At 70.0% G+C, this 25,313-nt stretch carries 26 protein-coding genes, 1 tRNA gene and 1 other RNA gene; 10 read left to right on the top strand and 18 right to left on the bottom strand.

The genetic code is table 11. The annotated features are described in order from the left end of the window. The first annotated feature begins 1,199 nt into the window (after positions 1-1,199). Positions 1,200-2,504, top strand: coding sequence for a CynX/NimT family MFS transporter (locus tag AB0L06_RS11180; protein WP_500230811.1), 1,305 nt, complete (start codon positions 1,200-1,202; stop codon positions 2,502-2,504). 48 nt (positions 2,505-2,552) lie between these two features. Here AB0L06_RS11180 and AB0L06_RS11175 read toward each other — a convergent pair whose 3' ends face one another. The 8 genes from AB0L06_RS11175 to AB0L06_RS11140 all read right to left on the bottom strand — a co-directional run bounded on the left by AB0L06_RS11175 (position 2,553) and on the right by AB0L06_RS11140 (position 8,950). After that, positions 2,553-2,759 carry a hypothetical protein gene (locus AB0L06_RS11175; protein ID WP_500230810.1) on the bottom strand — a complete coding sequence of 69 codons (207 nt, stop codon included), beginning with the start codon at positions 2,757-2,759 and terminating at the stop codon, positions 2,553-2,555. A gap of 320 nt (positions 2,760-3,079) precedes the next feature. Continuing rightward, the gene (locus tag AB0L06_RS11170; protein WP_500230809.1) at positions 3,080-3,427 is read right to left on the bottom strand and encodes a type II toxin-antitoxin system VapB family antitoxin; all 348 of its coding nucleotides are present in this window, start codon (positions 3,425-3,427) and stop codon (positions 3,080-3,082) included. Positions 3,428-3,634: 207 nt separating this feature from the next. After that, positions 3,635-4,522, bottom strand: coding sequence for a KPN_02809 family neutral zinc metallopeptidase (gene ypfJ, locus AB0L06_RS11165; RefSeq protein ID WP_500230808.1), 888 nt, complete (start codon positions 4,520-4,522; stop codon positions 3,635-3,637). Positions 4,523-4,663: 141 nt separating this feature from the next. Further along, on the bottom strand, positions 4,664-5,464 hold the full coding sequence (locus tag AB0L06_RS11160) for a GntR family transcriptional regulator (RefSeq protein WP_500230807.1): 801 nt from the start codon (positions 5,462-5,464) through the stop codon (positions 4,664-4,666). Further along, positions 5,461-6,732 carry an MFS transporter gene (locus AB0L06_RS11155; protein ID WP_500230806.1) on the bottom strand — a complete coding sequence of 424 codons (1,272 nt, stop codon included), beginning with the start codon at positions 6,730-6,732 and terminating at the stop codon, positions 5,461-5,463. The genes AB0L06_RS11160 and AB0L06_RS11155 overlap by 4 nt, the downstream gene beginning before the upstream one ends. A gap of 130 nt (positions 6,733-6,862) precedes the next feature. After that, positions 6,863-7,207 (bottom strand): hypothetical protein, encoded by a 345-nt coding sequence (locus AB0L06_RS11150; RefSeq protein WP_500230805.1) that lies wholly within the window; start codon positions 7,205-7,207, stop codon positions 6,863-6,865. Between the two features lie 108 nt (positions 7,208-7,315). Next, positions 7,316-7,648, bottom strand: coding sequence for an EF-hand domain-containing protein (locus AB0L06_RS11145; protein ID WP_500230804.1), 333 nt, complete (start codon positions 7,646-7,648; stop codon positions 7,316-7,318). Positions 7,649-7,894: 246 nt separating this feature from the next. Beyond that, entirely contained in the window at positions 7,895-8,950 is a 1,056-nt protein-coding gene (locus tag AB0L06_RS11140) for a M4 family metallopeptidase (RefSeq protein WP_500230803.1), read from the bottom strand. Positions 8,951-9,182: 232 nt separating this feature from the next. On the opposite strand from AB0L06_RS11140, the gene AB0L06_RS11135 reads away from it, so the two are divergent. Next, positions 9,183-10,394 carry an NBR1-Ig-like domain-containing protein gene (locus AB0L06_RS11135; RefSeq protein WP_500230802.1) on the top strand — a complete coding sequence of 404 codons (1,212 nt, stop codon included), beginning with the start codon at positions 9,183-9,185 and terminating at the stop codon, positions 10,392-10,394. Positions 10,395-10,456: 62 nt separating this feature from the next. Here the strand turns inward: AB0L06_RS11135 and AB0L06_RS11130 are convergent, their stop codons facing one another. From AB0L06_RS11130 to AB0L06_RS11120, 3 genes are all read right to left on the bottom strand, one after another. Continuing rightward, positions 10,457-11,401 (bottom strand): peptidase inhibitor family I36 protein, encoded by a 945-nt coding sequence (locus AB0L06_RS11130; protein WP_500230801.1) that lies wholly within the window; start codon positions 11,399-11,401, stop codon positions 10,457-10,459. Positions 11,402-11,440: 39 nt separating this feature from the next. Beyond that, positions 11,441-12,340: a peptidase inhibitor family I36 protein gene (locus AB0L06_RS11125; RefSeq protein WP_500230800.1), complete on the bottom strand. Its 900-nt coding sequence runs from the start codon at positions 12,338-12,340 to the stop codon at positions 11,441-11,443. Positions 12,341-12,402: 62 nt separating this feature from the next. Continuing rightward, complete coding sequence (locus AB0L06_RS11120; protein ID WP_500230799.1) at positions 12,403-13,242, bottom strand: peptidoglycan-binding domain-containing protein; 840 nt, start codon at positions 13,240-13,242, stop codon at positions 12,403-12,405. Positions 13,243-13,580: 338 nt separating this feature from the next. On the opposite strand from AB0L06_RS11120, the gene AB0L06_RS11115 reads away from it, so the two are divergent. Next, a complete protein-coding gene (locus tag AB0L06_RS11115; RefSeq protein ID WP_500230798.1) occupies positions 13,581-14,171 on the top strand; it encodes an alpha/beta hydrolase in 591 nt (196 codons plus the stop codon). An 83-nt stretch (positions 14,172-14,254) separates the two neighbouring features. On the opposite strand, the gene AB0L06_RS11110 is transcribed toward AB0L06_RS11115, so the two are convergent. Both AB0L06_RS11110 and AB0L06_RS11105 read right to left on the bottom strand, forming a co-directional pair. Then, on the bottom strand, positions 14,255-14,566 hold the full coding sequence (locus AB0L06_RS11110) for a cupin domain-containing protein (RefSeq protein WP_500230797.1): 312 nt from the start codon (positions 14,564-14,566) through the stop codon (positions 14,255-14,257). Between the two features lie 1,157 nt (positions 14,567-15,723). Further along, a complete protein-coding gene (locus AB0L06_RS11105) occupies positions 15,724-16,176 on the bottom strand; it encodes a hypothetical protein (RefSeq protein ID WP_500230796.1) in 453 nt (150 codons plus the stop codon). A 422-nt stretch (positions 16,177-16,598) separates the two neighbouring features. Here AB0L06_RS11105 and AB0L06_RS11100 point away from each other — a divergent pair, with 422 nt between their 5' ends. Then, entirely contained in the window at positions 16,599-16,952 is a 354-nt protein-coding gene (locus AB0L06_RS11100) for a hypothetical protein (RefSeq protein ID WP_500230795.1), read from the top strand. 146 nt (positions 16,953-17,098) lie between these two features. Here AB0L06_RS11100 and AB0L06_RS11095 read toward each other — a convergent pair. Then, a tRNA-Ser gene (locus tag AB0L06_RS11095) sits at positions 17,099-17,186 on the bottom strand. Between the two features lie 10 nt (positions 17,187-17,196). Beyond that, complete coding sequence (locus tag AB0L06_RS11090) at positions 17,197-17,547, bottom strand: DUF952 domain-containing protein (protein ID WP_500230794.1); 351 nt, start codon at positions 17,545-17,547, stop codon at positions 17,197-17,199. Positions 17,548-17,619: 72 nt separating this feature from the next. Between AB0L06_RS11090 and ffs the strand changes: the two genes are divergently transcribed. The 5 genes from ffs (at position 17,620) to AB0L06_RS11065 (ending at position 22,233) form a co-directional block, all read left to right on the top strand. Continuing rightward, an RNA gene (gene ffs, locus AB0L06_RS11085) (signal recognition particle sRNA small type) lies at positions 17,620-17,715 on the top strand. Between the two features lie 39 nt (positions 17,716-17,754). Then, on the top strand, positions 17,755-20,235 hold the full coding sequence (locus AB0L06_RS11080) for a DNA polymerase III subunit gamma and tau (RefSeq protein ID WP_500230793.1): 2,481 nt from the start codon (positions 17,755-17,757) through the stop codon (positions 20,233-20,235). Between the two features lie 303 nt (positions 20,236-20,538). Next, positions 20,539-20,961 carry a YbaB/EbfC family nucleoid-associated protein gene (locus AB0L06_RS11075; RefSeq protein ID WP_500230792.1) on the top strand — a complete coding sequence of 141 codons (423 nt, stop codon included), beginning with the start codon at positions 20,539-20,541 and terminating at the stop codon, positions 20,959-20,961. Between the two features lie 131 nt (positions 20,962-21,092). Beyond that, positions 21,093-21,692: a recombination mediator RecR gene (gene recR / locus AB0L06_RS11070; RefSeq protein WP_500230791.1), complete on the top strand. Its 600-nt coding sequence runs from the start codon at positions 21,093-21,095 to the stop codon at positions 21,690-21,692. Beyond that, positions 21,685-22,233 (top strand): DUF5063 domain-containing protein, encoded by a 549-nt coding sequence (locus tag AB0L06_RS11065; protein WP_500230790.1) that lies wholly within the window; start codon positions 21,685-21,687, stop codon positions 22,231-22,233. The genes recR and AB0L06_RS11065 overlap by 8 nt, the downstream gene beginning before the upstream one ends. Positions 22,234-22,378: 145 nt before the next feature. Here the strand turns inward: AB0L06_RS11065 and AB0L06_RS11060 are convergent, their stop codons facing one another. Next, positions 22,379-23,452, bottom strand: a complete 1,074-nt coding sequence (locus AB0L06_RS11060; protein ID WP_500230789.1) for a hypothetical protein — start codon at positions 23,450-23,452, stop codon at positions 22,379-22,381. Then, positions 23,439-23,981: a SigE family RNA polymerase sigma factor gene (locus tag AB0L06_RS11055; RefSeq protein WP_500230788.1), complete on the bottom strand. Its 543-nt coding sequence runs from the start codon at positions 23,979-23,981 to the stop codon at positions 23,439-23,441. Before AB0L06_RS11055 ends, AB0L06_RS11060 begins: the two co-directional genes overlap by 14 nt. A 262-nt stretch (positions 23,982-24,243) precedes the next feature. On the opposite strand from AB0L06_RS11055, the gene wrbA reads away from it, so the two are divergent. Next, positions 24,244-24,852 (top strand): NAD(P)H:quinone oxidoreductase, encoded by a 609-nt coding sequence (wrbA, locus tag AB0L06_RS11050; RefSeq protein ID WP_500230787.1) that lies wholly within the window; start codon positions 24,244-24,246, stop codon positions 24,850-24,852. 54 nt (positions 24,853-24,906) lie between these two features. On the opposite strand, the gene AB0L06_RS11045 is transcribed toward wrbA, so the two are convergent. Beyond that, on the bottom strand, positions 24,907-25,251 hold the full coding sequence (locus AB0L06_RS11045) for a DUF5713 family protein (protein WP_500230786.1): 345 nt from the start codon (positions 25,249-25,251) through the stop codon (positions 24,907-24,909). Positions 25,252-25,313: the final 62 nt, after the last annotated feature.

Below are 25,313 nucleotides of genomic sequence, written 5' to 3'. Positions count from 1 at the left end.
CGAGACAACCAGTGACGACCTCACGGGTGCCTTGCCGAACGTCTCGTGGACGCGTCGGCCACCTGGCCTCATCAAGACCGGGACCAGGCCGTCCAGCGAGGGTTCAAGGCTCCTGAGCCCGTCCGGGCCACACCACTGGCACGTTCCAGCGCGCCATGCACTGCCCAGGTGCAGTGCACTGGCCCAGTACCAGGCACAACGGGTGGTGGCCGGGCGCCGTGTCATCCGGGCATCCAGCGCTCACACGGAGCGGCCACATGACCCGAGGGGCCGACGGTGGAGCCGCACCGGGCCGCGAAGCCCGGGCCTTGCACGCGCCAGTCCAGGCGACGTGTGAGGCGGACTCGTACTGGATGAGCTGCAAGGCGCGCGCATCGAATTCGGCCCGCGCACATGGGCCCACGCCGCACACCGACAGGGCGTGCTGCGCGGACCAAGGGCGTCGCGTGGGCCAAGGGCGTCGCATGGGCGGAGCGCGTTGCGTGGGCAGGGCGCGTCGTGCGGGCGGCGGTCGTTGCGCGGATGGCGGTCGCGTCGCAGGGTCGGCCACTGCGCGTTCGTGTGCCGGCTCGCGGCGGTCGTTGCGAACCGGGTGCACCCGCAGACGGTGGGGCCCGTTCATCCAGGCTCCAGGTTCGGACGCGCTGACCGAGTTCGCGGAACGTCCGGGCAGGGCAGCGCAGCACGGAGGAATCCGTGTGGTGGGGCACTGCTGAAAGCCCGGCTCCCCGCGACCTGGGCTCGCATCACGTGACTGGGCTCGCACGGCGTGGGGCTTGATGCGAGGGCTGGGCGTCCGCGTTCGGCTGACTCCCGACGGCGTGTGCCCAGCCGGGCTCGCCGAGCGTGCGGATCGCCGCGGAGGGGTTCGCAGCTCAAGCGGATCGGCCCAAGGGGAAACAGGTTTGCGCGGATCGATTCGCGTGGGCGGCTCGCGTGGGGCGGCTCGTGCGGCGTGGTCCGTGCGGATCGGTTCGCGCGGGCGGCTCGTGCGGTGCGGTCCGCGCAGGTCGGCTTGTGCGGCGTGGGTCGGTTCGCGTGGGACGGCTTGTGCGGGCGGGCGTGGGCTCGCGGTGTGGGGCTTGGACGGTGGGCTTCGAGTGAGGGAAGCGCGGCGTCTTGGCCATGGGTTACGGCTTGATCAGTAAGAACATTCACGACGATGGCGGCGCTGCGGCGGCGCCCGGAACCGAAGGATCATGAAGACCAAGGCATCGACCACTGTCCCGGCCGCTTCGCGGCTGACGGCGATCTGGACCCTTGTCGGGCTCATCCTGCTGACCGTGAACCTGCGGGCGGCGATCACCGGCGTCGCGCCGGTGCTCAGTGACCTGCAGGAGTCGCTGCGTCTGAGCGGCGTCGAGGTCAGCGTGCTGACCACGCTGCCCGTGTTGTGCCTCGGGGTGTTCGCCTCGTTGGCGCCGGTGCTCGCGCGGCGCGTCGGGCCCGAGGCGGCGATCACGGTCGCGCTGGTCCTGATCACGGGCGGGATCGTGCTGCGGGTCGTCCCGGCGCAGACGGCGCTGTTCGGGGGGACGGTGCTCGCGGGGGCGGGCATCGCGATGGGCAACGTGCTGATGCCCGCGATGATCAAGAGCGCGTTCCCTAGCCGGGTGGGCTCGCTGACCGGTCTCATGATGATGCTGATGGCGAGCAGCGGCGCGATCGCCGCCGGGCTGGCCGTCCCGCTGGACAACACGGGCGGCTGGCGGATGGCCTTGGCCGTGTGGGCGGTTCCGTCGCTGATCGGGGCCCTGGCCTGGGGGCCGCTGGCGATCCGTGTCCGCCGTGATCGGCGTTCCGCGACCGCCGAGGCCGCCGCGGAGCGCGGGGCCGCCGGTGCGGAGGGCTCGCTGTTGCGGTCGCCGCTGGCCTGGTCCGTCGCGGGCTTCATGGGGCTGGCGTCGCTGATGTTCTACGTCCTGATGTCGTGGCTGCCGCAGATCATGCGGGACCACGGGGTCGCGGCGGGTGAGGCCGGCGCGATGGTCTCGGTGATGATGCTGATCGGCATCCCGCTGGGCTTCGCCACGCCGGTCGCCGCGGCTCGGATGCGCCGCCAGGGCGCGTTGGTGATCGCGGTCGCCGCGACGATGGTCCTGGGCGTCGGCGGCCTGCTCGTCGCGCCGTCCGCGGCATGGGTGTGGGTCGCCTTCCTCGGCCTCGGCACGGGCAGCGCGTTCCCGCTGGCGATCACCCTGCTCAACCTGCGCTCGTCGAGCCCGATGGTCGCCGCGCGCCTGTCGGGGATGGCGCAGACCGCGGGCTATCTGCTCGCCGGCGTGGGGCCGCTGGCCGTCGGCCTGCTGCACGACCTGACCGGCGGCTGGACGATCTCCCTCGGCCTGCTGTTCGTGCTGATCGTGCCCGAGCTGGTCCTCGGCCTTCTGGCGTCCCGGCCGGGGTTCGTTCGGCCCAGCGGGACCGCCGTCGAATCGGAGTTCGAGCGCCTGATCGAGTCTGAGGCCACGGGACCTGTTCGCGAGCACGCTGAGGCCCGCTGACGCGGTCGTTGACGCTGACGGGGTGCGGCGGGGTTCGAGCGGGCGGGGTCAGGCGTTCCGTTTGGTGCGGCGCCAGACCTCGCAGAGGCGCTCGACCTCGTCGTAGAACCAGGACGGGAGCTCTCCGGTGGCGCGGAGGAGGTCGACTTCGGGCTTGTTCAGGCGTTCGGTCGCCTCGTCCACCGCTACCGCGTAATCGGTCAGGCGGTCGTTGCTGATCTCCTGGGTGTAGGAGTGGGCGGTGGGTGCGGCCATGGCGCCGCGATTCGGCATGCGCGGCCCCGCTGCGAGGATGCGTAGAGGGATTGACCACCAGGACCAGGCACGGCGGGCCAGGACAGGGCGGGCTGCCTGCCAGGCGAGTATCTCTATCGAGAGGTTCCGGCCCGGTACCCAGTCCTTCCGGCTCATGCTGACCCCGTCATCGCCTCGCCCTTCCTTCGGTTTCAGCCAACGCCGGGTTCGGGGCGCGTTCAAGAGGCAGATCCGGACATGCGGGTATGTGGACGCATCGCCTGCGGCCGACCTGATGTCGGCTTGGCGTTTCGTGGTGGGGATGGCTGGCTGGTCGGCGCCTACGGGTGCTGGGGAGGCGCCCGGTGTGGGTCAGCTGGAGTGCCCATGTCCACGGCGTCCAGGTCCAGGATGCGGGCGTGCAGGACGAGGCGCTGCTGCAGGGCGGCGCGGAGGGCTCGGTGCAGGCCGTCCTCGAGGTAGAACTCGCCCCTCCAGTGGACGACATGGGGGAACAGGTCGCCGTAGAAGGTGGAGTCCTTGGCCAGGAGGGACTGCAGGTCGAGTTCGCGTTTGGTGCTGATCAGCTGGTCGAGCCGGACCTGGCGCGGCGGGAGCTTGGCCCAGTCGCGGGAGGACAGGCCGTGTTCCGGATAGGGCTTTCCGTCACCGACCGCCTTGAAGATCACGGTTTCGAGTCTACGGTCTCGGGGGCCATGGACGACGTGGTCGCCGCCGGGGCCCGGCCGGTGCCGGATCGACGCGAGGACGTCCGGGGAGCGGATGCGGGGAATCCGGCTGCGGCCACGGCTGTGGCGGAGGTCTCGGATGCCGGGAGCGGGCGGTCGGTCCTGTGAGGCGTGGTCATGGGCGTCCTCGGGTGTCGGCGGGACGGCTCAGATGGAGCCGGAGAAGGTGTCGCATCGGCTGGGATCTCCTGCCTGGTAGCCGGTCGAGAACCACTTCTGGCGCTGGGCGGCGGTGCCGTGGGTGAAGCCCTCCGGGTCGACGCGGCCCTGCGCGCGCTTCTGGATGCGGTCGTCGCCGACGGCTCCGGCGGCGTCCAGGGCCTCGCTGATGTCACTCTGGGTGAGGCGGGTCAGGAAGCCGGTGGAGACGGCGTTCTTGGCCCAGGCGCCGGCGTAGCAGTCGGCTTGGAGCTCGAGGCGGACGGAGCCGCCCGTGGCGCCCTTGGCGTTCGCCTTCACCTTTCCCATCGTGCCGAGCAGGTTCTGGATGTGGTGACCGTACTCGTGGCCGACCACGTACGCCTGCGCGAACGGGCCGCCCTTCGCGCCGAAGTCGCGCTGGAGGTCGTTGAAGAACGACAGATCGAGGTAGACGCGGTGGTCGGCGGGGCAGTAGAACGGGCCGACCTGCGAGGTGGCGTGACCGCACCCGGTCTGGGTGGCACCGCTGAACAGCCGCGTCTTGGCTGGTGAGTAGCGGCGGCCTTGGTCCGTGAACTCCCGCGACCAGTACTTCTGGACGCTGTTGACGGTGCCGACGATGCGGCAGTCCGCGGACTGGTCGGCGTCCGCGCCCGTGCGGCACTTGGCGGCGAGGTTCGAGCCGGAGCCGACCGCGCCCTGCCCGCCGCCCGGAGGGGAGCCGGACCCCGAGCCGCCGGTCAGGTCGAGGCCGAACACCAGCGCGACGATCGTCACGACGACGCCGACGGCCCCACCGCCGATGATCATGCCGCCGGGCATGCCACCGCCGCCTCCGCCGCGCGCGTCCTCGACCTGGGAGGCGTCGAGTTCGGCGTCGTCTCTGAAGTCCATCCCGACCCATCTCTCCGGTGCCCTCGCGGTCGAGGGCGTCCTCATCAGGGTGGCACGGGCGCCGAGGACCCGCGTCTTCCGCTCCGAGCTGTGGATAACTTCCCGGTCGGGATGACTGAGCAGGAGTGATGCGAGTGCCGGTCAGTTCGCGGCGGGAGGGAGGCGGATGTCCTGCCCGCCGAGACCCAGCCGTCTGAGGATGCCTCCCGCGTGCTCCTGGAGCAGCCTTCGTGCCAGGGGAGCGTCCGCGTCGCGGAGCGCGGCCGCGATCCGGCCGTGCTCCTCGACGTCCTCGGCCGCGTTGTCCGGGTCGGCGACGGAGCCCGCCGTGAGCCGGAGCTGCTTGTTCCACAGGCGCGCGTACATGTCCTGGACGACGGAGTTCCCGGCCGCGGCGAGGAGCCGGTTGTGGAAGGACGCGCCCATGTCGACGAAGTCGTCGTCCCGGACGGGACGGCTGGGGTCGGCGTCCGGGGCGAGCGCCTGCCCGAGTTCCCGGAGCGCGTCCGGGCCCATGGAGGCCACGCGGTCGAGCGCGTAGAGCTCCAGGAGCAGGCGTGCCTCCATCGTCTCCCGGCCTTCGGCCAAGGTCACGGGGACGACCAGCCAGCCGCGCTTCGGGTAGAGCCGGAGGAATCCCTCGGCTTCCAGTCGGTGGAGCGCCTCGCGTACCGGCGTCCTGGAGATGTCCAGCTGGTCGGCCAGCGCGCCCTCGGACAGCAGCGTGCCGCCAGGATGCGTGCCGTCCAGGAGCCGCCGCCTCACGTGCGAGTAAGCGCGTTCGGCGGCGGGGGTGCGCATGGTCATGCCGTCATCGTCCCGCAGATCGCGCGCTGCTTTCAGCGTCTGGGGCGCACTGGGGACGCGGGTGCGCGCGCCCATCCGGCCCTCAGCCATGCGGACCTGGCTCACCTTGCCTGCGCTCATCTGGCTCTGGCTCATGCCTGCGCGTCTGCTCGGTCCAGGTGCAGTGTGCTCTGCGGTGTGCCTGCGAACTTGCTCATGGGGAGGTGGCGGCGCGAGTTGGTCGCCACGACGCCCAGGCAAGTGAGCACGACGGCCGTCACCATAAGCAGAAGGAAGGTGTAGGAGAGAGTGGAAGAAAGAAGCGCCAGCGTGGCGGGGAGCAGGAAGCCCGTGTAGGCGAGGGCGTAGAACACGCCTGTGAGCCCGGCCAGGTCTCGTCCTGTGGCGATGCGCTGGATTTCCAGGAGCCCGTTGACGAGCCCGATGCTGTAGCCCGCGCCCAGGACGACCGCCACGGCCAACCCCGCCCAGGGCGAACGAGGTCCTGCGTTAAGCGCGGCCATGAGCGCACCCAGGCCGACCAGGCCCAGCGAGACCATCGCGCCTCGCGCGGTGGAAAGCGAGTCGAGCCGCTTGGCGATGGGCTGCACGGCCACCCCCGTCCCCAGCGTGAGGACGGTCAGCGCCGTTGCGTAGACGAGCTGCCAGGTACCCATCCGGTCGGCCTCCAACTGAGGGGTGATGGCGTAGGCGATGCCGGCGGCGCCGAAAACCCAGGGGGCGGTGGGGAGCACGACCTTGACGAACCGCCGGTGCCCCGCCGCAGGGACGCGCAGATCCCGCCAAAGCGGTCCTTCGATTCGTCCTGGGGAGAGTTGCGGGACCTTCGGCAACAGCATCAGCACCGCGAGGGAGAGGGCGATCGGGGGCAGGTAGGGGAGCACCATGGGCCACGGAGCCCACTGAGCCAGGACGCCCGCGACGCCCGCCCCCATCCCGAACCCGGCCGTGAGCGCCAGAGAAGCACGTCGCGCGCCCGCGCCGGGCGACGCGTCCGGATCGAAGGGAGCACCGGAGAGTTCCTTGACCCAGCTCGTCCCGACCGCCATGGCGACACCGACCGCCACACCGGTCAGCATCCTGCCGAGGAAGATCGGGCCGACGCCCAGGGGACCGGCGGCGAGCACCGCGCACGCGATCACCGACAGGGCCGTCCCGATGAGCATCAGCGGCCTGCGGCCGTAGCGGTCCGAGGCCGGGCCGCCGACCAGCAGCCCGGGCACCAGCCCGAGGACGTAGGCGCCGAGCATCGCGTCCACGGTGAGGGGCGAGTAGCCGCCCAGCTTCCGGTACATCACCAGCAGTGGCGTGAACTGGTTGCCCGCCCAGCCGCAGCAGAACATCGCGGCGGCGACGGGCCGCCAGGCGGACGTGGCGGGACGCGGTTCGTCGGTTCCGTGCATCGCGGCGGGGATCTCTCGTTCCGGGGAGGAGGTTTGTATCCCAAGAGTATGCGACTTGTATACAAGATGGATATCAGGGGGTGGAGGAACTGGGAAACGGCCTATGACCTTGCTCTTTGAGCGTGTTCGGCTAGCGCCAGAGGTAGTCGTAGCGGGACGGCGCCTGATCGATGAACACCTGGCCGTCCCTGACCTGCCATTCGACCTGGCCGGTTCCGTCGCGCTCGTCGAAGACGAGGAAGAGCCCGCCCACCCGATCGCCGTCCTCGTCCGTGGCCGGGAGCGCCGCGACCTTCCGGACCAGCGCGAGCACCTCGTCGGACGAGCGGACGGCTCGGGCGAAGCACGCGGCGTCCAGCCAGCCGCCCTCGGGGAAGCTCCACCCCTCGGCGCCCTCGGCCTGGATGATCCGTTCAGCCTCGGCCTTCTGGCCCGTGAACTCCAGCCAGCCACGGACGTACACCCACGTACCCATGCGTCCCATGATGGCGGCCCTGAGGTGGCTGGACCATGCCGCGAGGGCGGTGCCCAGGAAGGGCGCCGTCCTCGTGACGATCCGGCGGGACGCTGAGCTCGTGGAGCGTCAGTCGAGCGCGGAAGGCTCCGGGGCGGGGGCGGGCTCGGGCTGGGCCTGGTCGACGGACCGCAGCCACTCCTCGAGGTCGATCCTGCCGTCGCCGTTGGTGTCGGCGCTCATCAGCTGGTCGATGGCCGCTTCGGGGAGGTCCAGGCCGAGGCTCTTGTAGGACGTGCGCAGCTCGTCCCGGGTGACGAAGCCGTCCTCGTCGCTGTCAAGGGCCTTGAACGTCGCCTCGGCCTGCTGCCGCAGAGGCGTGAGGCCGCCCGCGGGCTTCGGGGATTCCGCGTCGCCGTCATGCGATGCCTCGGTGCCGGTGAGGGTCTCTTCGTCCGCCATGTCTTCCTCTTGTCGGGAACGCCGAACAGCATTCTGTCGCATGGCTCCGACGGCTACAGCTGAAGAAAGAGGACGGACGACCCGCACGTGTCCGGACTGCCTGCACGCGTCCGGATGGCCTGCACGTGTCCGTTCGGACGCCATCCTGCGGGTGATGTCCGCGCTCGCATACATCCGCACACGCATACAAAGGCGGCACCGGGGCGCCGGATGCCGGGCCACGGCGGCCCGGCATCCGGCGATGCGTCACAGTCCGGGGATCTGGCGTGCGGCGAAGGCTCGACGCACCGTCTCGGCGGCCTTGTCGCCGTACATGGTGCGGGCCGTGGCCACCGTGGTCTTCGCGGCGGCGCTGAAGCCGGTGTCCGGCGCGAAGGAGAACTGGGCGTTGACGATGATGCGGTCGGCGACGCGCGCGCCCAGCGCCTGCCGGATGTCCCACAGGGCGTTGGACCAGATCTCGCCGTCGGCGTGCACCTCGCCGACCTTGTCGCCGTACACCTTGCCCGTGTCCAGGCGGCGCAGGCAGTGCGGCGTGGTCGTGGTGTACTCGGTGGAGTCCCAGTCGCCGACGCAGGCCTCGGGGGTCAGGCGCGGCCAGCCGTACCGGGCGTCCGCGGCCAGGCCCACCTCGACGCCCAGGTAGTCGCCGAAGGACTCGCCGATCGCGCCGGCCTCCTCCGAGGACCCGAAGCCCGGAACCTGGGCCTCGTGCACGGCGTGCCCGTACTCGTGGACGATCACCTCGCCGTCCTCGGCGTCGTCCACGCCGCCCTTGCCGAAGCGGATCTCGTTCTTCTTGTCGGTGAAGAACGAGTTGTCGGCCCCGTACTGGTTGATCCGGACGTTCTGCGGCTTGTCGTTGGCGCCGGGGAACTCGGAGCCGAAGCCGAGGCCCTGCAGGTACTCCTGCGCCTCGTTGACCCAGAAGTACGCCATGACCTGCTCGAACTGGTCGGCGTCACGGGTGAACCTGAAGGAGCCGGTGGACGAGAACGCGGGCGCGCCGGTGGACGAGCGGACGACGGCCCAGCGGCCGGCGAGGTTGCCGCTGCCGTCCAGGTTCCGCAGGGCGACCGTGGCGTACGCGGAGGTGGGGACGGCCGAGGCGGAGTCCTTGTCGTCCTTCAGGTTCTCGTTCCCCGACGACTGGACGGGGTTGACCATGAAGACCTGCCCGGTGCCGGTCGTGGGCCCGGTGGCGGGTGCGGCGTCGGCGGGGGTGACGGCGAGTCCGGAAGCGGTGGCGATCGCGGCGGCGGTGGCCAGCGCGAGGCGCGGCGCACTGATGGGACGGGACAAGGCTCCTCCAGGGGCGGGCCGATGGACCGGCCGGGGGTCGGGCCGATCCGTCGGGGGATCATGCCCTACGCCGGAGCCCTTGGGTAGAGGCGCGTTGGAGCGAGGCTGTGACCTGGGAGTCTCTAGTTATTGCACCGAATTGCGCTGACCGGTCGGCCGAGGGTCGCCTCCTGGTGCATGTTCAAACTTGAGTAAAGCGTGTGGCCGCTGTTAGCTTCACTCGGTGGACCGCATGCGTGCGCGAGCGGAGGCGATCGAGCACTTCGCGGCAGTTCTGCGGGAACTGCGTAACTCCGTGGGCAATCCGTCATTCCGGGAGATGTCCGGCCGGTCGAGAGCGATCTCGCACGCGACACTGCACGAGGCCACGAGAGGGAACCGGCTCCCGAGCTGGGGCACCACCGTCGAGTTCGTGAAGGTGTGCGGCGGTGATCCGGCGGAGTTCCGCGAACGCTGGGAGAAGGCGAACCTCGCGGTCAGGTCGGTGACCACCGGAGGCCACCCCATCGTGGACGGCCCAGCGGACGCGTCAACGGACGAACCCGCGGACGTCTCCGGGGCTGCTCCCGTCGGCGGCGACGATCCGTCCGGCGACGGCCGATCTGGCGACGACGTGTCCGGCGAAGTCCCGAAGGACACCCGGCTCGCCGAGGGGCTCACGGACAAGGGCCAGCCGGAGTCGGTCGACCGGCTCGCGGGTGAGGTTCGGGAGCCCGACCGGTTCACAGGTGAAGTCCATGAGCCTGATCGAGGCACAGACGGAGACCGGGAACCCGACTGGCTCGCGGGCGAGGTGTTGCGCGCCGACGAGTCCGCGGACCGGAACCGGCCGGTCGTCCCGGTCGCCGGTGACGTCCTGCTCGCCGTCCCGGCGTCGGGGCGGCGGAGGCGGTTCCGTCCGAGTCGTCCGGTCACGGCCGTGTCCGCGGCGGTCGTCATGGGGACGGTGGTCATCTCCGTGGTCGCCCTCAACCGCGGCTCCTTCGGGTCCGCCGGACACGCCCTGAACCCGTCCGGCCCGACGGCGGAGGCCGTGCCGTCCTGTCCGGTCCACCTGCCGCAACCGCCGGCGGCGCCGCCCGCGCACCAGGGCGACGCGTCCATCTTCGTCAGCGACGTCACGCTGACCGACTGCACGCATGTCGAGCCCGGCAAGACCGTCACCAAGGTCTGGCGGATCAAGAACATCGGGACCGTGCCGTGGCAGGGGTACTCCCTGGTCCGGCTCGACCTGCCGCAACGCCCGGGCCAGTGCCGGACCGCCACCAACATCCCGATCGGCGACACACTCCCCGGCGAGATGGCGGACATCTCCACCGAGGTCGTCATGCCGGGCAAGTCCGGCCTGTGCTTCGTGCGCTTCAAGATGCTGGACGCGTCGGGCACGGTCGCGTTCCCCGGGAAGCGTTCGGTCAACCTTCAGGTCATCGTCGACGAACCCTAGTTCTCCGCCGCGGCGTGGGCCGCGACGGAGAACCGGGAACGTCGACCTGTGTCCTCAGGGGATCAGGAGAGCGCGATTCCGTTGTAGTAGTGGTGGAGGATGCCGGCGTAGCCCCAGCCGCTCTTGGCCAAGTCACGCGAGCCGTTCTGCGACATCCATTGCCCCGTGCGGTAGTCCCTGCACGCGGCCGGGTAGGAGCAGTACTGAGCCTGGAAGATCGAGCCACTCCGGGTCATCCGGGTGCTCCATGTCGCGTCCACGGCGGCGTTGGTGGACGACGTCGCGGAGCCCGGGTGGTACACCTGGCTCGAATCGGTGTCGTAGACGTCGAAGCACTGCTTCCATGGCGTCTTGCGCGACGAGTGCATCGCCCAGTACCAGCCGTAGCTCTTGACGGCCATCGCCCCGGCCTTGAGGGACTCCCTCGGCCAGCCTGCCATCCACTCATTGGGCAGGACGTTCTTGACGTACGTCTTGAAGTCCACCCGCTCCACGCGCCTCTGGGACACCCGGTACACAAGGATCGAGGACGGGGTCCTGGTGTTCGTGCCGTCGGTCTCGCAAGGGCCACGCGGAGGCGGCACGGAGATGCCGAACTGGTGCGAGGCGTTCTCGTTCTTCAGCGTGGAGTCCAGGTTGGCCCTGACGCCCGAGCCGAAGCTCTGGGAGTGGCCGCCGTAGCGGCTGTTGTAGTAGACGGTGACGGTCCCGCCGGTGCGGTTCCACACGGAGGCGGCGTTGTTCTTGACGCAGATTCCCCTGCCGGCGCCTGCGCCCTTGAAGTCGTAGCAGGAGGGCTGCTTGGCGCCGTAGTCGGAAACCGAGCCGGTGAAGTCGGAGACCGAACCGCCCTGGTTGCTGTTGTAGTAGAGGCAGAATTCGCCGTCGTCACAGACTCCGTTGCGTCCCGCCGCCATGGCGGGCGAAGCGGTGGCGAGCACCGCCCCGCCGAGCGTCATCGCGACCGCCGCCGCGGTGAGTCCCGGGATCAGCCGTGCAGTTCGCATCGACACACTCATCCTTCGCTTGAGGAGGACAGGGGCGCGTTATCGGACGTTGTAGCCCTGGGAGACCCAGAACGAGTTCGGGTTCGGGTTCTCGAGGTTCCAGTCGTCGACGCTCTTGGCCGCGAGCGTCTTGTAGCCCAGCCGCATCTCGACATGGGTGTGAGCGCCGCCGGCATACGACACCCCGTGGTAGGCCTCGGTGGCGATGACCTGCCCGCGGCTGATCATCTGCCCTTCGTGGATCGAGCCCGGGTTGGTGTGCAGGTAGATGATCGTCTTGTTCAGCGAGGAGTTGTAGACGGCGATGGTGGAGAGGCCCTTCGCGCCGTTGTAGCCCCGGCGGACCGTGATGACCTTGCCACCGACCAGGGCGTGGACCTCCGAGCCGATGCGGCGGGTGATGTCGATGCCCTCGTGGCGTCCCCTCGTGCTGCCGTAACCGTCGAAGTAGCAGGAGATGTGGCCGCCGCTGGTCTGGTACAGCGCCCACGACATGTTTGTCTTCGAGGAAGGCGGCGGGGTGGAGCCGCCGAACTGGTGCGAGGCGTTCTCGTTCTTCAGCGTGGAGTCCAGGTTGGCCCTGACGCCCGAGCCGAAGCTCTGGGAGTGGCCGCCGTAGCGGCTGTTGTAGTAGACGGTGACGGTCCCGCCGGTGCGGTTCCACACGGAGGCGGCGTTGTTCTTGACGCAGAGGCCCTTGCCGTTGCCCGCGCCCTTGAAGTCGTAGCAGGAGGGCTGCTTGGCGCCGTAGTCGGAAACCGAGCCGGTGAAGTCGGAGACCGAACCGCTCTGGTTGCTGTTGAAGTAGAGGCAGAATTCGCCGTCGTCACAGACTCCGTTGCGTCCCGCCGCCATGGCGGGCGAAGCGGCGGCGACTACGGTCCCGGTGAGCGCCGCCACGGCGGCCGACGCGGCGAGGATCTTGTTGAAGGCACGCATGACTGATCTCCTTCTCTCTGGGATGCGGGGGTTCGGGTTTCGTGCTTCGGGATTCCGGACGGTCAGCGAAGGCGCAGGTACTCCTCCCAGGTGCGGATGGGCACCTTCGGCCCGTCGTCCGGACCGTGGCCGGCGAGGCCGTTCTCGCCGAGGTAGTAGTCGCCGATCTGGTGCTGGGCCTGGCTGGACAGGTCGGTGTCGCTGATCGCGGCGGCGTGGATGTGCCACGGCCAGTCGCCCTGCGAGGGGTTGCGGACCCAGGCCGCGAAGCCGACCTGCCGCAGCGCCTTGGCCACCTTGGTGCGCGTGGCGGGGCTCATCCCCTTGACGTTGACGTCGACGACGCCGCCGCCGTCGTGGGTGCCCGCGGACGTGGGGTCGCCGCCGGGGTTGTAGGACCCCTGGTCCAGGACGAGGTTCCGGTGCAGCAGCCGCTTGGCCGCGGTGAGCATGGCCTGCGTGCGGGCGTCGACGACGAACTTCCCGACGCGCACCCGCGGTCCCGGCGTGAGGACGTGGGTGACCTTGAAACGTCCTTCGCCGAGCTTGGCGAGCGACGTCTTCCCCGGGAGCCCGTTGGCGCCGAGTCCGCTGTAGCCCAGCGACTGCTGGTACCTGGCGTAGGCGGCGATCGTCGTGGTGCCGAAGTAGCCGTCCACCCACTTCTTGTCGAGCAGGTGCCGGTCGGACAGCGCCCGCTCCACGAGCAGGACGCTGGCCTTCGCCCCCGGCGTCAGGGTGTTGTCGGGCCGCCGCGGATCGATCTGGGCCGCCTTGACGACGGCCTCCATGTTCACGCTCGGAAGCGCCTTGGACGGAGGCGCCGGCGCCGCCGACGCCTCCGTCGCGGAGGCGAGCAGCACGGCCGTCGCGAGCACGGCGACGCTTGAGGACAGCTTCATCGGGTCTCCCGTTGCGGACGTAGGCGATGTCCCGGACCGAGCCGCCGGCACCGGTGGCTCACAAGGTCGAAAGCGTCATGGATCTCGCGGATGTCAACAACGGATTGATGTCGTCAAAGTGTCAAATGTGCCGCTGACCAGGGCATATGTGAAACGTCTGATCGGACGCTTGACGTTGCCTGGACAAAGGCCGTCCGTCCGCGGATACATCTCGGGCCGGCCGACGACCCCAGAACCGGACCGCGACACCCGCTTCCCCGCCTCCGACGCCGCGCCCGCCGACCGACTCCAGCCCGCGGCTGCGCCGGACGGCCGGACGGCCGGACGGCGAGCAGCCGGTGAAAAATCCGTCGGGACGGCACGCGGGCACGTGGTTCAACCGGGCGGCGTTCCGGCAGCCGTATCCGGAGCTGGTCGACGCGCTGTTCGCGAGCGGTGAGGCGCTGCCCGCGATCGTGGTCTTCGCCGACGGCTGGACGTCGTTCGGCGGCAGCCAGTTCCTCGACTCGCCCGCCACCGGCCGCTACCGCTCCTACCTCTGCGACGAGATCGTGCCGTTCGTCGACGCCCGCTACCGCACCGTGGCCGACCGCGACCACCGGGCACTGGCAGGAAAGAGCACCGGCGGCTACTGCGCGATGGTCACCCCGATGCTGCGGCCGGACCTGTTCGGCGCGCTCGCCACCCACGCGGGAGGCGCGCTGTTCGACGTCGGCTACCGAAACGAGCTGCCCCGCCGTTCCCGCCTGCTGCGCGACCTGTATGGCGGGTACCTGGACTACGGCGCCACCGCGTTCCGGCGAGCCCTCAAGGCCGTCGGCGTCCCGGACGACCGGATCTACTTCGAGCTCTTCGATGCCGGCCACGGCGGCATCGAATACCGCTACCCACTGGCCCTGGCCTGGCCCAGCGAACGCATGTCCGCCTGAACGCCGAAGGGCCTGTCCCCCGATGGGTGACAGGCCCTCTCGCTGAGCTCACCGACACGCTCAGCCCTGGCAAATGCTCGGGACTAGATGCTGCCCTTGCGTTCGATCACGAGGATGCGCGCCTCCGGCGCGGGATGGGCGACATGCTCGTCGCCCACGTCGGCGTAGCAGATGCGGCCGGGAGTGAGGTGCTCGACCAGCTCCTGGCCGTCCTGGCGGTAGTGCATGTCAACAGCGCCATCAAGAACCACGAAGACCTCGGGGCCATCGTTGAGATGCCAGATGTAGGGCTGGTCGGTCCAGTGCAACCGGACCGTGGCGCCGTCGACCTCGGCGATGTCGAGCGCACCCCATGCGCGATCGGCGGTAAAGGTGTCAGAGTCCACGAAACGCATGCCGTGATCATGTCATCGGGCCGTGCGAGCCTGTTGAGCGGGGGCTGACACGGCCAAACGGGGACATCCGAGGCGCACCCCGGCCCGGCCCACGGCCGCTCACGTGTTCCGAACACACCCGGCGGCACCAATTCCCCTCCGCTGAAGACTGCTGTCCGCGCCCCGGACTGCCCGGACTTCAACGGCTCGCCCCGCCTCCTCCCATGGGCTCGTCGTCCGGTCCGGACGACGAGGCCCGGACCGGACGACAGGGCGACGAAGGGAGCGCAGTTCCCCCCGGACGTCCATGCCGGCGTGCCCGTAACAGGACTGGCGTCAACGTCCGGTCCGTGTGACGGCGGTGCCGTCGGCCCGCTTCGTTGGGGTCCTTCTGTCCGGTGAAGCCGGGACAGGGGCGCAGGGTCAGTAGTTGAGGAAGTGGTAGCTCATGACGAGTTGGGTTGTTTTGCTCCCGTCGCCGATGAGGTTGTCGACGTGGGTGCTGCTGCCAGCGCAGTGGGGGGCGAGTCTGTAGCGCGGATCGAAGGGGCCGCGACTTCCAGCGAACTTCAGGACGATCGAGCCTTCGTTGTCTCGGGACCAGGTGTACTTGTACAACTTGCCCGATGAGCTGGCCCGGCTGCTGCCCTTGGAGTTGAAGGACCGCGACGGCACCCGCCGCGCGAGGTAGACGGCGCCGGAGGTTCGTGCGGGTGATGTTCATGCGCGCGGGCTCCTTCCGCTCACCCGGGTCGGGAGGAGACACCCGACCGATCATCACAGCATGTAACAGATTCTTAACTCTTTGTGCTGGTCGGCGAGGGAGTGTTGTCCACTGGACAGGAGGCACCGCCCTGACCTCGGCCGATGTTCCTGGAATCCTGGTCGAGGCGCCCGCGATCGGCGTCCGAGGCGGGTGTTCCTGGTCGGTTCCGGGGGCGGCGTGGGCAATGGAGACCCAAAGCAGTGAGGGCGGCACCCGTGGGTGCCGCCCTCATCGCGTTCACCCTGGCGGGGGATGCGAGATCTGAACTCGTGAGGGGTTGCCCCCAACAGGCTTTCCAGGTCTGTGGCTGCGTGTCCGGAGTGGGTCTGGTACCTCCTGTGACCTGCGCAGGAGTGAAGCGGCGACCTCTGCCGAACAGCGGCGAACGTCGGCGAACCGACGCGTGGACGGGTCAGTCGACGAGTACCTTCTCCAGACGCTCCAGGAACGCCTGCTCCTTGTCGCTGACTTTTTCGCCTGTCCCGAAGAGCTTTTCGCCCGACGCTTCCGTTATGCGCTTCGCGGCGTGCCGGGTGAAATCGATGTAGTTCTGTGCCTCCTGCTCCCCGCTCTTCGCACGTACCACCGGAATGGCCTTGGCCAGCTCGCCGAGGAAGAATTCCTCCGACAGTGTCCCATTGGCCTTCTCGTGCACCTCAGTGTCTTTGTCGGCGAGGTAAGAGCAGATCTCCTTGATCAGTACGCTCTGCGGAAAGTCACTAGCGCCCGAAATTAGCACCTTCCCCGTTTCCACAAACTCGCGCGCCATTGATATGGGCGTCGGGTCGGCCTTGATCGCACCCAGCATCGCCAGTGCGGGACCGGAGGCCACCAGCTCCCATTCTTCCGGCGTGTAACCTTCCATGGAATCACTCCCTACGTGAGGCTTCCTGCTGGTTCGAGTCAGGGACGATAGCAGGCTAATAGCTGAGATAAATGCACGTCACGAGGGTGATTGATATCACAACAGATGCCCACGATCAGTGTTGACGTGGGAGGTATTCCACCAAGGGTGAAGCATTGTCCGAATTGCAACCCGCGTCGACCGCTCCAAAGACTCGTGGTGGACCCGCCAGTCGCGTCACAGGAGCCGCGTCGGCGGCATGACGACAAGAATAACCCGTGGTCTTTGAATTATCCTTTCGCCCTCTGCGCCTTGGATGGCGCCCAAAGCGTCACCGACGCCATGGCGGTATCCATCGAGCACGGCGCTCGCCGGCCGCACCTGGCTGGCGTAGCCGCGAACCCAGCCGGGATGTGTCGGAATGTCGCGGCTCCTGGCGGGCGGTGTACTCGGTGCTCTGCCACTGGCAGCGGGTCAGGGTTCGGCTGTGGATCACCACCGCGCTGCAGGCCCGGGTGGATGTGGTGGTTCTGATCACCTTGGAGGTCGGCGTGGATTCCACGATCGCGCGGACACATCAGCATGCGGCCGGGAGGCGTGCCCGCACGGATGGGCAGAAAGAACCTCCCGGCGAGACCGGCGACGAACCCGCCGGTCAGGGCTGGGGGCGCTCGCGCGGCGGACCGACCGCTCGCGGGCCGCGCTCCTCGACGTGCCAACGCGTTTTTGCGGCAAGCGTCACGGTGATCTTCGGCATCCTGGGCGGGCTCGGAGCCTTCGAAGCCAGAGGGAGGTAGCTGGTCCGGCTCGGCCTCCAGGGGTGGGGGCCGAGTCCGGCCTTGGCTGAGCTTCCGCGAGGGCAACTGAGACTGAAACTGAGACTAGAACGCAGTGAGGGCGGCACCCGTGGGTGCCGCCCTCATCGCGTTTAGCCTGTTCAGGCTGGCGGAGGATACGAGATTTGAACTCGTGAGGGGTTGCCCCCAACACGCTTTCCAAGCGTGCGCCCTAGGCCACTAGGCGAATCCTCCGCAGACGAGCTTACCGGGTTTCGGGGACTGCTCGGACCTCAATTACCGCCGAAGGCGGGATCGGGCCGTAGACATGGGGGAAGAGGTTGCCGTCGGCGGGCTCCAGGCGGACGTCCAGGCCGGTCGTGTCGATCTTCAGGAGGGCCAGGTCGGACGGGGGAACGTCGCTGTAGAAGGCCCTCAGGACGGTTCGAACCTGGTCCAGGTCGGAGGAGCAGTGGATGAAGCCCTCGTCGTCCAGCGTCCGGCCCCGGGTGGACATCGCGTACGGCGCGCCGGAGGAACGGGCGGATTCCCAGTGGTGGCGCTCGGCGATGTGCAGGACGGTTTCGGGTGGTGGGGAGGGGGTGTTGTCCGTCATGAGGGCGGAGCTTACGTCCGGGCGGTGTCCGGGAGGAGGCGCGAGCGGGACCGGGGATGCCATAGACTCTGGGCAGACCCCTCGCACGGCGTCACCCTGTGAACCTCCCCAGGGCCGGAAGGCAGCAAGGATAAGCAGGCTCTGGCGGGTGTGCGGGGGGTCCTTTTCGCTTCTGACGCTCTGCTGCTTTTGGGAGGGCGGCCCCCGATGAGCCTGGCTCTGTACCGCAAGTACCGTCCAGCGACGTTCGCCGAACTCAAGGGGCAGGAACACGTCGCCGAGCCGTTGCAGCAGGCGTTGCGCAACGGGCGGATCAATCACGCCTACCTCTTCAGCGGGCCGCGCGGATGCGGCAAGACCTCGTCCGCGCGCATCCTGGCGCGATCGCTGAACTGCGAGCAGGGGCCGACGCCCGACCCGTGCGGGGTCTGCGACTCGTGTGTCGCGCTCGGGCCCACCGGAACGGGCCACATCGACGTCATCGAGATCGACGCCGCGTCCCACGGTGGTGTCGACGATGCCCGTGACCTGCGGGAACGCGCCTTCTTCGCGCCGGTGGCCGCGCGCTTCAAGGTGTACATCATCGACGAGGCGCACATGGTCACCCGGGAGGGCTTCAACGCGCTGCTGAAGCTCGTCGAGGAGCCCCCGCCGCACCTGAAGTTCGTCTTCGCGACCACCGAGCCCGAGAAGGTCATCGGGACGATCCGGTCGCGCACGCATCACTACCCGTTCCGGCTCATCCCGCCGGGGACCCTGCAGGAGCTCGTCGAGGAGATCCTGCAGAGCGAGGACGTTCCCTACGAGACCGCCGCGCTGCCGCTCGCGGTGCGCGCCGGCGCAGGGTCCGCGCGGGACACGCTGTCGATCCTGGACCAGCTGCTCGCCGGGTCGGACGAGAAGGGCATCACGTACACGCGCGCGGTGTCGCTGCTCGGATACACCGACTCGGCGCTGCTGGACGAGGTGATCGGGGCGTTCGCGGCGCGGGACGGCGGAGCCGTCTTCGCGGCGATCGACCGGGTGGTCGAGAGCGGGCAGGACCCGCGGCGGTTCGCGGCCGACCTGCTGGAACGCGTCCGGGACCTGGTCATCCTGTCGAACGTGCCGGAGGCCGGGGGATCGGGGCTGCTGAACGTCCCGTCGGACGAGCTGGAGCAGATGCGGCGGCAGGCGTCGTCGCTCGGGCCGGCGGAGCTCACGCGGGCCGCGGACCTGCTGCACACCGGGCTGACGGAGATGCGGGGGGCGACCTCGCCCCGGCTGCTGCTCGAACTGATGGCGGCGCGGATTCTGCTGCCCGGGGCGTACGGGGACGAGGCGTCCCTGATGGCCCGGCTCGATCGGCTTGAGCGGGCCGCGGCTTCCGGAGGCTTGGCGCAGGGCGGCGGCGGCGGCGGTGCCGGTGTCGGCATGGGGATGGCCTCGGGTGGGGTGGCGCAACCTCTCGCGGCGCAGCAACCTCGCGTGTCCCAGCAACCCCCGCCCGCCCAGGGGGGCGACCCCACTTCCAGTGTCCAACGCCCCACAGGAGCAGTGGAAGGCGAGCGCGGTTCTGTGGATAACCGCGCGCCCGGTGCTCCTGGCACTGGTGCTTCCGGCACAGGAGTTCCCGGTGCTTCCGGCGCAGGGGGTTCCGGTGCCTCAGGCGCTGGGGTGCCCAGTGCCGCTGGTCACGGTGTCGGGGACTCGGGGGCTGGAGGCTCAGGCGTTGGGGCTGCCGGTGCTGCGGCCTCTGGCGCTGCGGGTTCCGGTGGTTCGGGCGCAGGCGGTTCCGGGATCGGTGGTTCCGCGGGGCAGGTGACCGGGGCTGCGGGCTCCGGATCCAGGGGTGCCGGGGTCTCGGCCTCCGGGGCTGCGGCGAGCGGCTCCGCTTCCGGGTGGCCTGCTTCGGGTGCAGGCGGCGGCGCTTCTGCCGCCCCGGCCGCGCAGGACGGTGGCGGGGACGTGTCGGCGGTCCAGCAGCGCTGGCCCGAGATCATCGAGGCGGTGAAGTTCAAGAGCCGCGTCGCCTGGGTTTCGATCATGAACGGGGTCCGGCCGGTCGGGTTGGTCGGGAACCAGCTCACCCTCTCCTTCGAGGCCGAGGGAGCGCTCAAGAACTTCACCGCGGGCAACCGTGACACCGTCCTGCGCGAGGTGCTCCGGGAGCGGCTGGGCGTCGACTGGCGCATCGAGGCCGTCCTCGGCGGCGCGGCTCCGGCCGGCCCCGGCGGCGGACGGTCCGGACCCGCCGGAGGCTTCGGCGGAGGCAACGGGGGAGGCGGCGGCGTTCCGGCCGCCGGATTCGCCGGCGCGTCCACCCCGGCGCCGCCGCCCGCTCAGGGGCCGCGTCCGTCCGGGCCGCCGCAGAGTCCGTCCGTCCCGGCGCCCGCTCAGCCCTCGCCGCCCGCGCAGGCGGCCCCCGGATCGTCCGGCTCCGGCCAGGCGCGGGCGGGACAGGGTGTGCCGGCGAGCAGGCCGGGCGGCTCGAACGGCGGCTCCAGCGCCTCATCGGATCCCGGGCCGCTCCCGCCGCCGCCGGACGAGCCTCCGCCTCCGTCCGAGCCCGGCCCGCCGGACGACATCGACGTGGTCGACCCGGAAGGCGACGCCGACTACGACGGCACGGAGGCCGAGGCCGGCGGCATGGCGCTGATCCAGCGCGAGCTCGGCGGCACGATCATCCGCGAGATCGACAACACCTGATCGGCGACGTCCGCGCGCCTGTCCGCCCCTTCCCGGTGTGCGCTCCCAGCCATGCCTGACGCGTGCCTTGGACGTGTTCCTCGGCGACGTGCAGGGGTGGGGAGGAAGGGCGTCCCGGCGGACGATCGGGACGGTGCGCCCCGTGGAACGATCGGACGGGTCGTCCGATCCGAGGCGCCGGGGCGGTGAATACCGCATCCGGTTTCAAACCCGTAGTCTCAGGTAGACAAACGTCCGGTGCCGGGCGGACGGGCCGCACACGGTCCGCGTCAGGTTGAGGGATGCGACGGAACGGAGCTCACCGTGGAACCCGGTGGATTCAACATCCAGGACCTGTTGCAGCAGGCGCAGCGCATGCAGCAGCAGCTCATGGACGCCCAGCAGGAACTCGCCGAGGCCGAGGTCACCGGCACGGCGGGCGGTGGGCTGGTCACGGCCACGGTGAACGGCCAGGGTGAGGTCACCGGCCTCACCATCGACCCGAAGGTGATCGACGCCGACGACCCGGCCGACACCGCCGAGACGGTCGCCGACCTGGTCCTCGCCGCGATCCGGGACGCCGGACGCGCCGCACAGGAACTCCAGCAGGAGACGATGAGCCCCCTCACCGAGGGACTGCCAGGCGGCATCCCCGGCATGGGCGGCGAAGGCGGCATCCCCGGCCTTCCGGGCTTCCCCGGCGGCGGCGGGCTCGGCGGACCCCAGATGCCCGGAACGTCCGACTAGGACACTCGCCCCCTCCCTGCCTCGAGCACACCGAGCCCCGAGCCCCAGACCGAGAACGCCACCACCCCCGTGTGGGCGGACAGAGCCCGCCCACCACCCCCCACCACCTCTGACCAGGAAGGATGCGACCGTTGTACGAAGGGGTCGTTCAGAACCTCATCGACGAACTGGGCCGTCTGCCCGGCGTCGGCCCCAAGAGCGCGCAGCGGATCGCCTTCCACCTCCTGGCCGCGGACCCCGCCGACGTCGAGCGCCTCGGTCGCGCGCTCAAGGAGGTCAAGGACAAGGTCCGCTTCTGCAAGACGTGCGGCAACGTCGCCGAGGAGGAGGAGTGCCGCATCTGCCGTGACCCGCGTCGCGACCCGCAGGTGATCTGCGTGGTCGAGGAGTCCAAGGACGTGGTCGCGATCGAGAAGACCCGCGAGTTCCGCGGCCGGTACCACGTGCTCGGCGGGGCGATCAGCCCCATCGAGGGCGTCGGCCCCGAGGACCTGCGGATCCGCGAACTGATGCAGCGGCTCGCGGACGGGACGGTGACGGAGCTGATCCTGGCGACCGACCCCAACCTGGAGGGGGAGGCCACCGCAACCTACCTCGCGCGGCTCGTGAAGCCCATGGGCCTCACCGTCACCCGCCTGGCCAGCGGCCTTCCGGTGGGCGGCGACCTGGAGTACGCGGACGAGGTCACGTTGGGCCGCGCATTCGAAGGACGGAGGCTGCTCGATGTCTGACGCAAACAGCCCGCAGGACTGGAACACCCTGGCCGAGCGCGTGGCCTGCCACGTGGAGAACTACCTGGGCGGGCTGGAGGCCGTCGCGCGCGGCGAGGCCGGGTCGCACACCGTGCCGATGCTGCTGCTGGAGGTGTCCCAGGTCATCCTGGCGGGCGCCCAGCTCGGCGCGAGCGCGGACGTGATCCTGCCGGACAACTGGGAGCCCGAGGTCGGCGACGACCCGGACCTCGACCAGGTCCGCCAGGGCCTCGGCGAACGGCTCCACGACCTCGACGAGTACGTCGAGGTCTTCGATCCGTACAAGGACACCGAACCCACCGCCTACCGCCTGTCGGACGACCTGGTCGACGTCGCCAGCGACCTCGTCCACGGCCTGCGGCACTACCAGCAGGGACGTCCGTTGGAGGCGCTCTGGTGGTGGCAGTACTCCTACTTCAACCACTGGGGCAACCACGCCGGGGCCGCGCTCCGCGCTCTGCACGCGGTCGTCGCCAACGCCCGTCTGGACGTCTCCGAAGAGGCCCCGGCAGCCGTCTGACAGGGCGTGCAGCCCGTCTGGCAGGGCGTGCGGCACCAGTCTGTCTGACCCGGGCGTCGCGTTCGCTCTGACCGGGCACGACCGGCGGACGCCGATCCGTGCCGGTTCGGCGGGTCGGCCGAGACCCGCCGAACCGGTGTGCGGGCTACCAGGCGGCGTCGGTGTAGTCGGTCGCCGGGGACACCCAGGAGAACCCGCCGTCGTCGACGCGTCCGAGACGCCCGTCGATGATCTGCAGGAAGTGCCGCCCGGTCGCGTCCCGCTTCACGAAGAACGAGTCGCTGGGCAGCCGGGCCGTCCAGCCGGTCGGCTCCCCGGTCGCCGCCGAGAGCCGGACGAGCCGGTAGTCGGCGTCGTCCCGGGGCCCGTGCTTGGCGCCTTGCACCTGGGCGGTCAGCGTGCGGCCGTCCGGGTCGACGACGAAGACGTTGATCAGCGCGTCCTGCGGCATCGCGGCGCTCCGGACGGCGCGCGGGGTGAGCCGGTCCCTGCTCGTGTCGAGCAGGAACAGCGTGGGTCGGCCGTCCCTGCCTGCGGCGATGTAGCCGAGGGTCCGGTTGTCCGGCGCCCAGGTCGCGCTGGAGGCCGGAAGGCTGTCACCGACCTGTTCCATGCTGTGCTGGGCGCCGGTGCGAACGTCGATGACGAGGATCTCGGACCTTCCGCCGTTCGCGCCGACGACGGCGAGTCTGGAGCCGTCCGGGCTGGCCGCGAACCGCTCCGGCTTCCCGAGTCCGGAGTCCATCTGGACGGGGTCGTCCGTCCTCACCTTCTCGGGACGCGATGGAGTGCCGCTCGCTCCGAGCGTGACGCGGTAGAAGGAGTAGGTGTCCTTCCCCGACTCCGCCGCGAGGAAGAACACGCGCCCGTCACCCGTCCCGGCGACGGCCTCGTAGTGGTCCCCGCCGATCCGCGCGACCATGTGCCCGGCGCCGTCCTCGATGAGGGCGCGGCCCTGACGGATCGCGAGAACGTGCTCGGGCGCGCCCGCGAGGATCCGCGAGCCGACGGCCGGACGGGACGACTTCCCCATCCCCCCGGCCAGCAGCGAAGTGCCGACCAGAATGAGCCCGAGCAGCCCGGCCACGACGACCGGCACGCCCCAGCTCCGACGCGCCTTGGCCCGGGACGGGACGGTGAGCGGTGTGAGGGATCCGGGCCGGATGGTCTCGGCGGCGTCCTGGAAGGCGTCGCGGAGCCGTTCTTCAGTCCTGGTCATGATTCTCCCCGAGACGCGTGGCGAGCGCGGCGAGCGCCCGCGCGGTGGTGGACCTGACGGTGCTGCCGCGAATCCCCATGACCTCGGCGATCTCGGACTCGCTCAGATCCAGGTAGTAACGCAGCACCAGCGCTTCGCGCTGGCGGCGCGGGAGACCCTGTAAGGCGAGGAACACCTCCCGGCGCTCCTCGCCGAGGATCGTGGCCGACTCGGCCGACCACACGGGAGGCTCGTGCACGCGCGCGACGGAGAACGCGAGTCTCCGTCTCCGCAGGACGGTCCGGCACCGGTTCACCACCGAGGCCCGGATGTAGGGCAGCATCCGATCGGGGTCCCTGAGCCGGTCGATCCGGCGGTGCGCCTCGACGAAGGCGTCCTGCACCACGTCCTCGGCCGTCGCCCGGTCCCCGACGATCATCAGGGCCGTCCGCGCCAGCCCGAGCTGATGCTCGCGGAACAGCCTCACCAGCTCTGCCGACGCGTCGTCCACGCGTTCGCGCTCGTGCGTGCTTGATCGGGGAGGGCGCATCGCTCCCACCATGTCGCTTTCCACACCACTTACACGCCCGGCCCCCCGGATCCGCTGCTTCCCCAGCCGAGGAAAGTCGCCACTCCGCTTAGGCGGCGATTCCCGGGGGCGCGGGCATCGCCGTCGGGACGTCGGCCACTTCCATCGTTCGTCCCCGACGAGCTCGTGAGTTGTGTGCCTCACGGGGCGGCCTCCGCCTCACAAAACGCGGGGCCGCGTCGTCGTCACGGGAGGAAACGCGGAACGAGGGAAGGAACCGATCGTGGAAGCCGTGAACGTCGCGATCATCTACTACAGCGCCACGGGCAACCTGCACACGCTGGCCGGGGCCGCCGCCGAGGGCGCGGAGAAGGCGGGCGCGACCGTCCGGCTGCGCAAGATCGCCGAGACGGCACCGCCGGAGGTCGTCGGCACCCGTCCGGAATGGGCCCAGCACGTCCGGAACACCGCGGACGTCCCGGAGGCCGCCCTCGACGATCTGGCCTGGGCGGACGCCGTGCTGTTCGGCACCCCGACCCGCTTCGGCAACCCGCACAGCGCGCTGCGGGCGTTCATGGAGGACGCCGGGCCCCTGTGGTTCCAGGGCGGGCTCGCGGACAAGGTGTACTCGGCGTTCACCGCGTCCAACACGGCGCACGGCGGGCAGGAGTCCACGCTCCTGGCGCTGGCGAACACCTTCTACCACTGGGGCGGCATCATCGTCCCGCCTGGCTACACCGACCCGATCCAGTTCAAGACGGGCAACCCGTACGGGACGTCCCACGTGGCGGGCACCGGCGCGCCCAGCGAGGACACCCTTCAGGCGGCCCGCCACCAGGCCGGACGCGTCGTCCAGACCGCGGCCGCGTTCAAGGCGGGCCGATCCGCCTGACCCGTTCGCCTTCCGCGGGCCGCGTGCCGTCGCGTGGCCCGCGTGCGGTGCGGGCTACCAGTCGCGTTCGGCGACGAGTTCCTCGGGGTCGGCGTCCTTGAAGCCGTAGGACTCGGCCACGAAGAAGAAGTCCTCCGCGATGACCTCGCGGGCGATCGTCTCGAACTCGCTGTCGGCCTCGAAGAACTCCTCCTGGAGGTCATTGAACTGCTCGGTCGCGGCGTTCGTCATGACGTAGAGGGCGTCCAGGTCGGCCGGAGGGGCGGCCTCGATCCGGGCGCACAGCAGCCGCAGGATCGCCTGGCCCTTCGCGACCAGGTGATCCGGGTAGAAGCAGCCGTCGCCGAGCATTCCGTCCAGGAAGGTGTGCCCGATCACCTGGGCATTGGTGATTCTCACGCCCGCGATCCTGCCGGACGCCACCGACAGAACGGCGCTGTCGGACGGCTGTGACATTTGTA

It is taken from the genome of Spirillospora sp. NPDC052269 (assembly GCF_040679435.1).
Classification (GTDB): domain Bacteria; phylum Actinomycetota; class Actinomycetes; order Streptosporangiales; family Streptosporangiaceae; genus Spirillospora.
Note: the sequence above shows the minus strand (reverse complement) of the source record. Positions and strands in the feature narration are given on the sequence as shown.

What these genes read in the sequence shown, in the direction of transcription:
- AB0L06_RS11180 (WP_500230811.1), top strand. Translation starts at nt 1,200, where the DNA reads ATGAAGACCAAGGCATCGACCACTGTCCCGGCCGCTTCGCGGCTGACG.
- AB0L06_RS11175 (WP_500230810.1), bottom strand. Translation starts at nt 2,759, where the DNA reads ATGGCCGCACCCACCGCCCACTCCTACACCCAGGAGATCAGCAACGAC.
- ypfJ (WP_500230808.1), bottom strand. Translation starts at nt 4,522, where the DNA reads ATGGACTTCAGAGACGACGCCGAACTCGACGCCTCCCAGGTCGAGGAC.
- AB0L06_RS11160 (WP_500230807.1), bottom strand. Translation starts at nt 5,464, where the DNA reads ATGAGCCAGAGCCAGATGAGCGCAGGCAAGGTGAGCCAGGTCCGCATG.
- AB0L06_RS11155 (WP_500230806.1), bottom strand. Translation starts at nt 6,732, where the DNA reads ATGCACGGAACCGACGAACCGCGTCCCGCCACGTCCGCCTGGCGGCCC.
- AB0L06_RS11150 (WP_500230805.1), bottom strand. Translation starts at nt 7,207, where the DNA reads ATGGGTACGTGGGTGTACGTCCGTGGCTGGCTGGAGTTCACGGGCCAG.
- AB0L06_RS11145 (WP_500230804.1), bottom strand. Translation starts at nt 7,648, where the DNA reads ATGGCGGACGAAGAGACCCTCACCGGCACCGAGGCATCGCATGACGGC.
- AB0L06_RS11135 (WP_500230802.1), top strand. Translation starts at nt 9,183, where the DNA reads ATGCGTGCGCGAGCGGAGGCGATCGAGCACTTCGCGGCAGTTCTGCGG.
- AB0L06_RS11130 (WP_500230801.1), bottom strand. Translation starts at nt 11,401, where the DNA reads ATGCGAACTGCACGGCTGATCCCGGGACTCACCGCGGCGGCGGTCGCG.
- AB0L06_RS11125 (WP_500230800.1), bottom strand. Translation starts at nt 12,340, where the DNA reads ATGCGTGCCTTCAACAAGATCCTCGCCGCGTCGGCCGCCGTGGCGGCG.
- AB0L06_RS11120 (WP_500230799.1), bottom strand. Translation starts at nt 13,242, where the DNA reads ATGAAGCTGTCCTCAAGCGTCGCCGTGCTCGCGACGGCCGTGCTGCTC.
- AB0L06_RS11110 (WP_500230797.1), bottom strand. Translation starts at nt 14,566, where the DNA reads ATGCGTTTCGTGGACTCTGACACCTTTACCGCCGATCGCGCATGGGGT.
- AB0L06_RS11105 (WP_500230796.1), bottom strand. Translation starts at nt 16,176, where the DNA reads ATGGAAGGTTACACGCCGGAAGAATGGGAGCTGGTGGCCTCCGGTCCC.
- AB0L06_RS11090 (WP_500230794.1), bottom strand. Translation starts at nt 17,547, where the DNA reads ATGACGGACAACACCCCCTCCCCACCACCCGAAACCGTCCTGCACATC.
- AB0L06_RS11080 (WP_500230793.1), top strand. Translation starts at nt 17,755, where the DNA reads ATGAGCCTGGCTCTGTACCGCAAGTACCGTCCAGCGACGTTCGCCGAA.
- AB0L06_RS11065 (WP_500230790.1), top strand. Translation starts at nt 21,685, where the DNA reads ATGTCTGACGCAAACAGCCCGCAGGACTGGAACACCCTGGCCGAGCGC.
- AB0L06_RS11060 (WP_500230789.1), bottom strand. Translation starts at nt 23,452, where the DNA reads ATGACCAGGACTGAAGAACGGCTCCGCGACGCCTTCCAGGACGCCGCC.
- AB0L06_RS11055 (WP_500230788.1), bottom strand. Translation starts at nt 23,981, where the DNA reads ATGCGCCCTCCCCGATCAAGCACGCACGAGCGCGAACGCGTGGACGAC.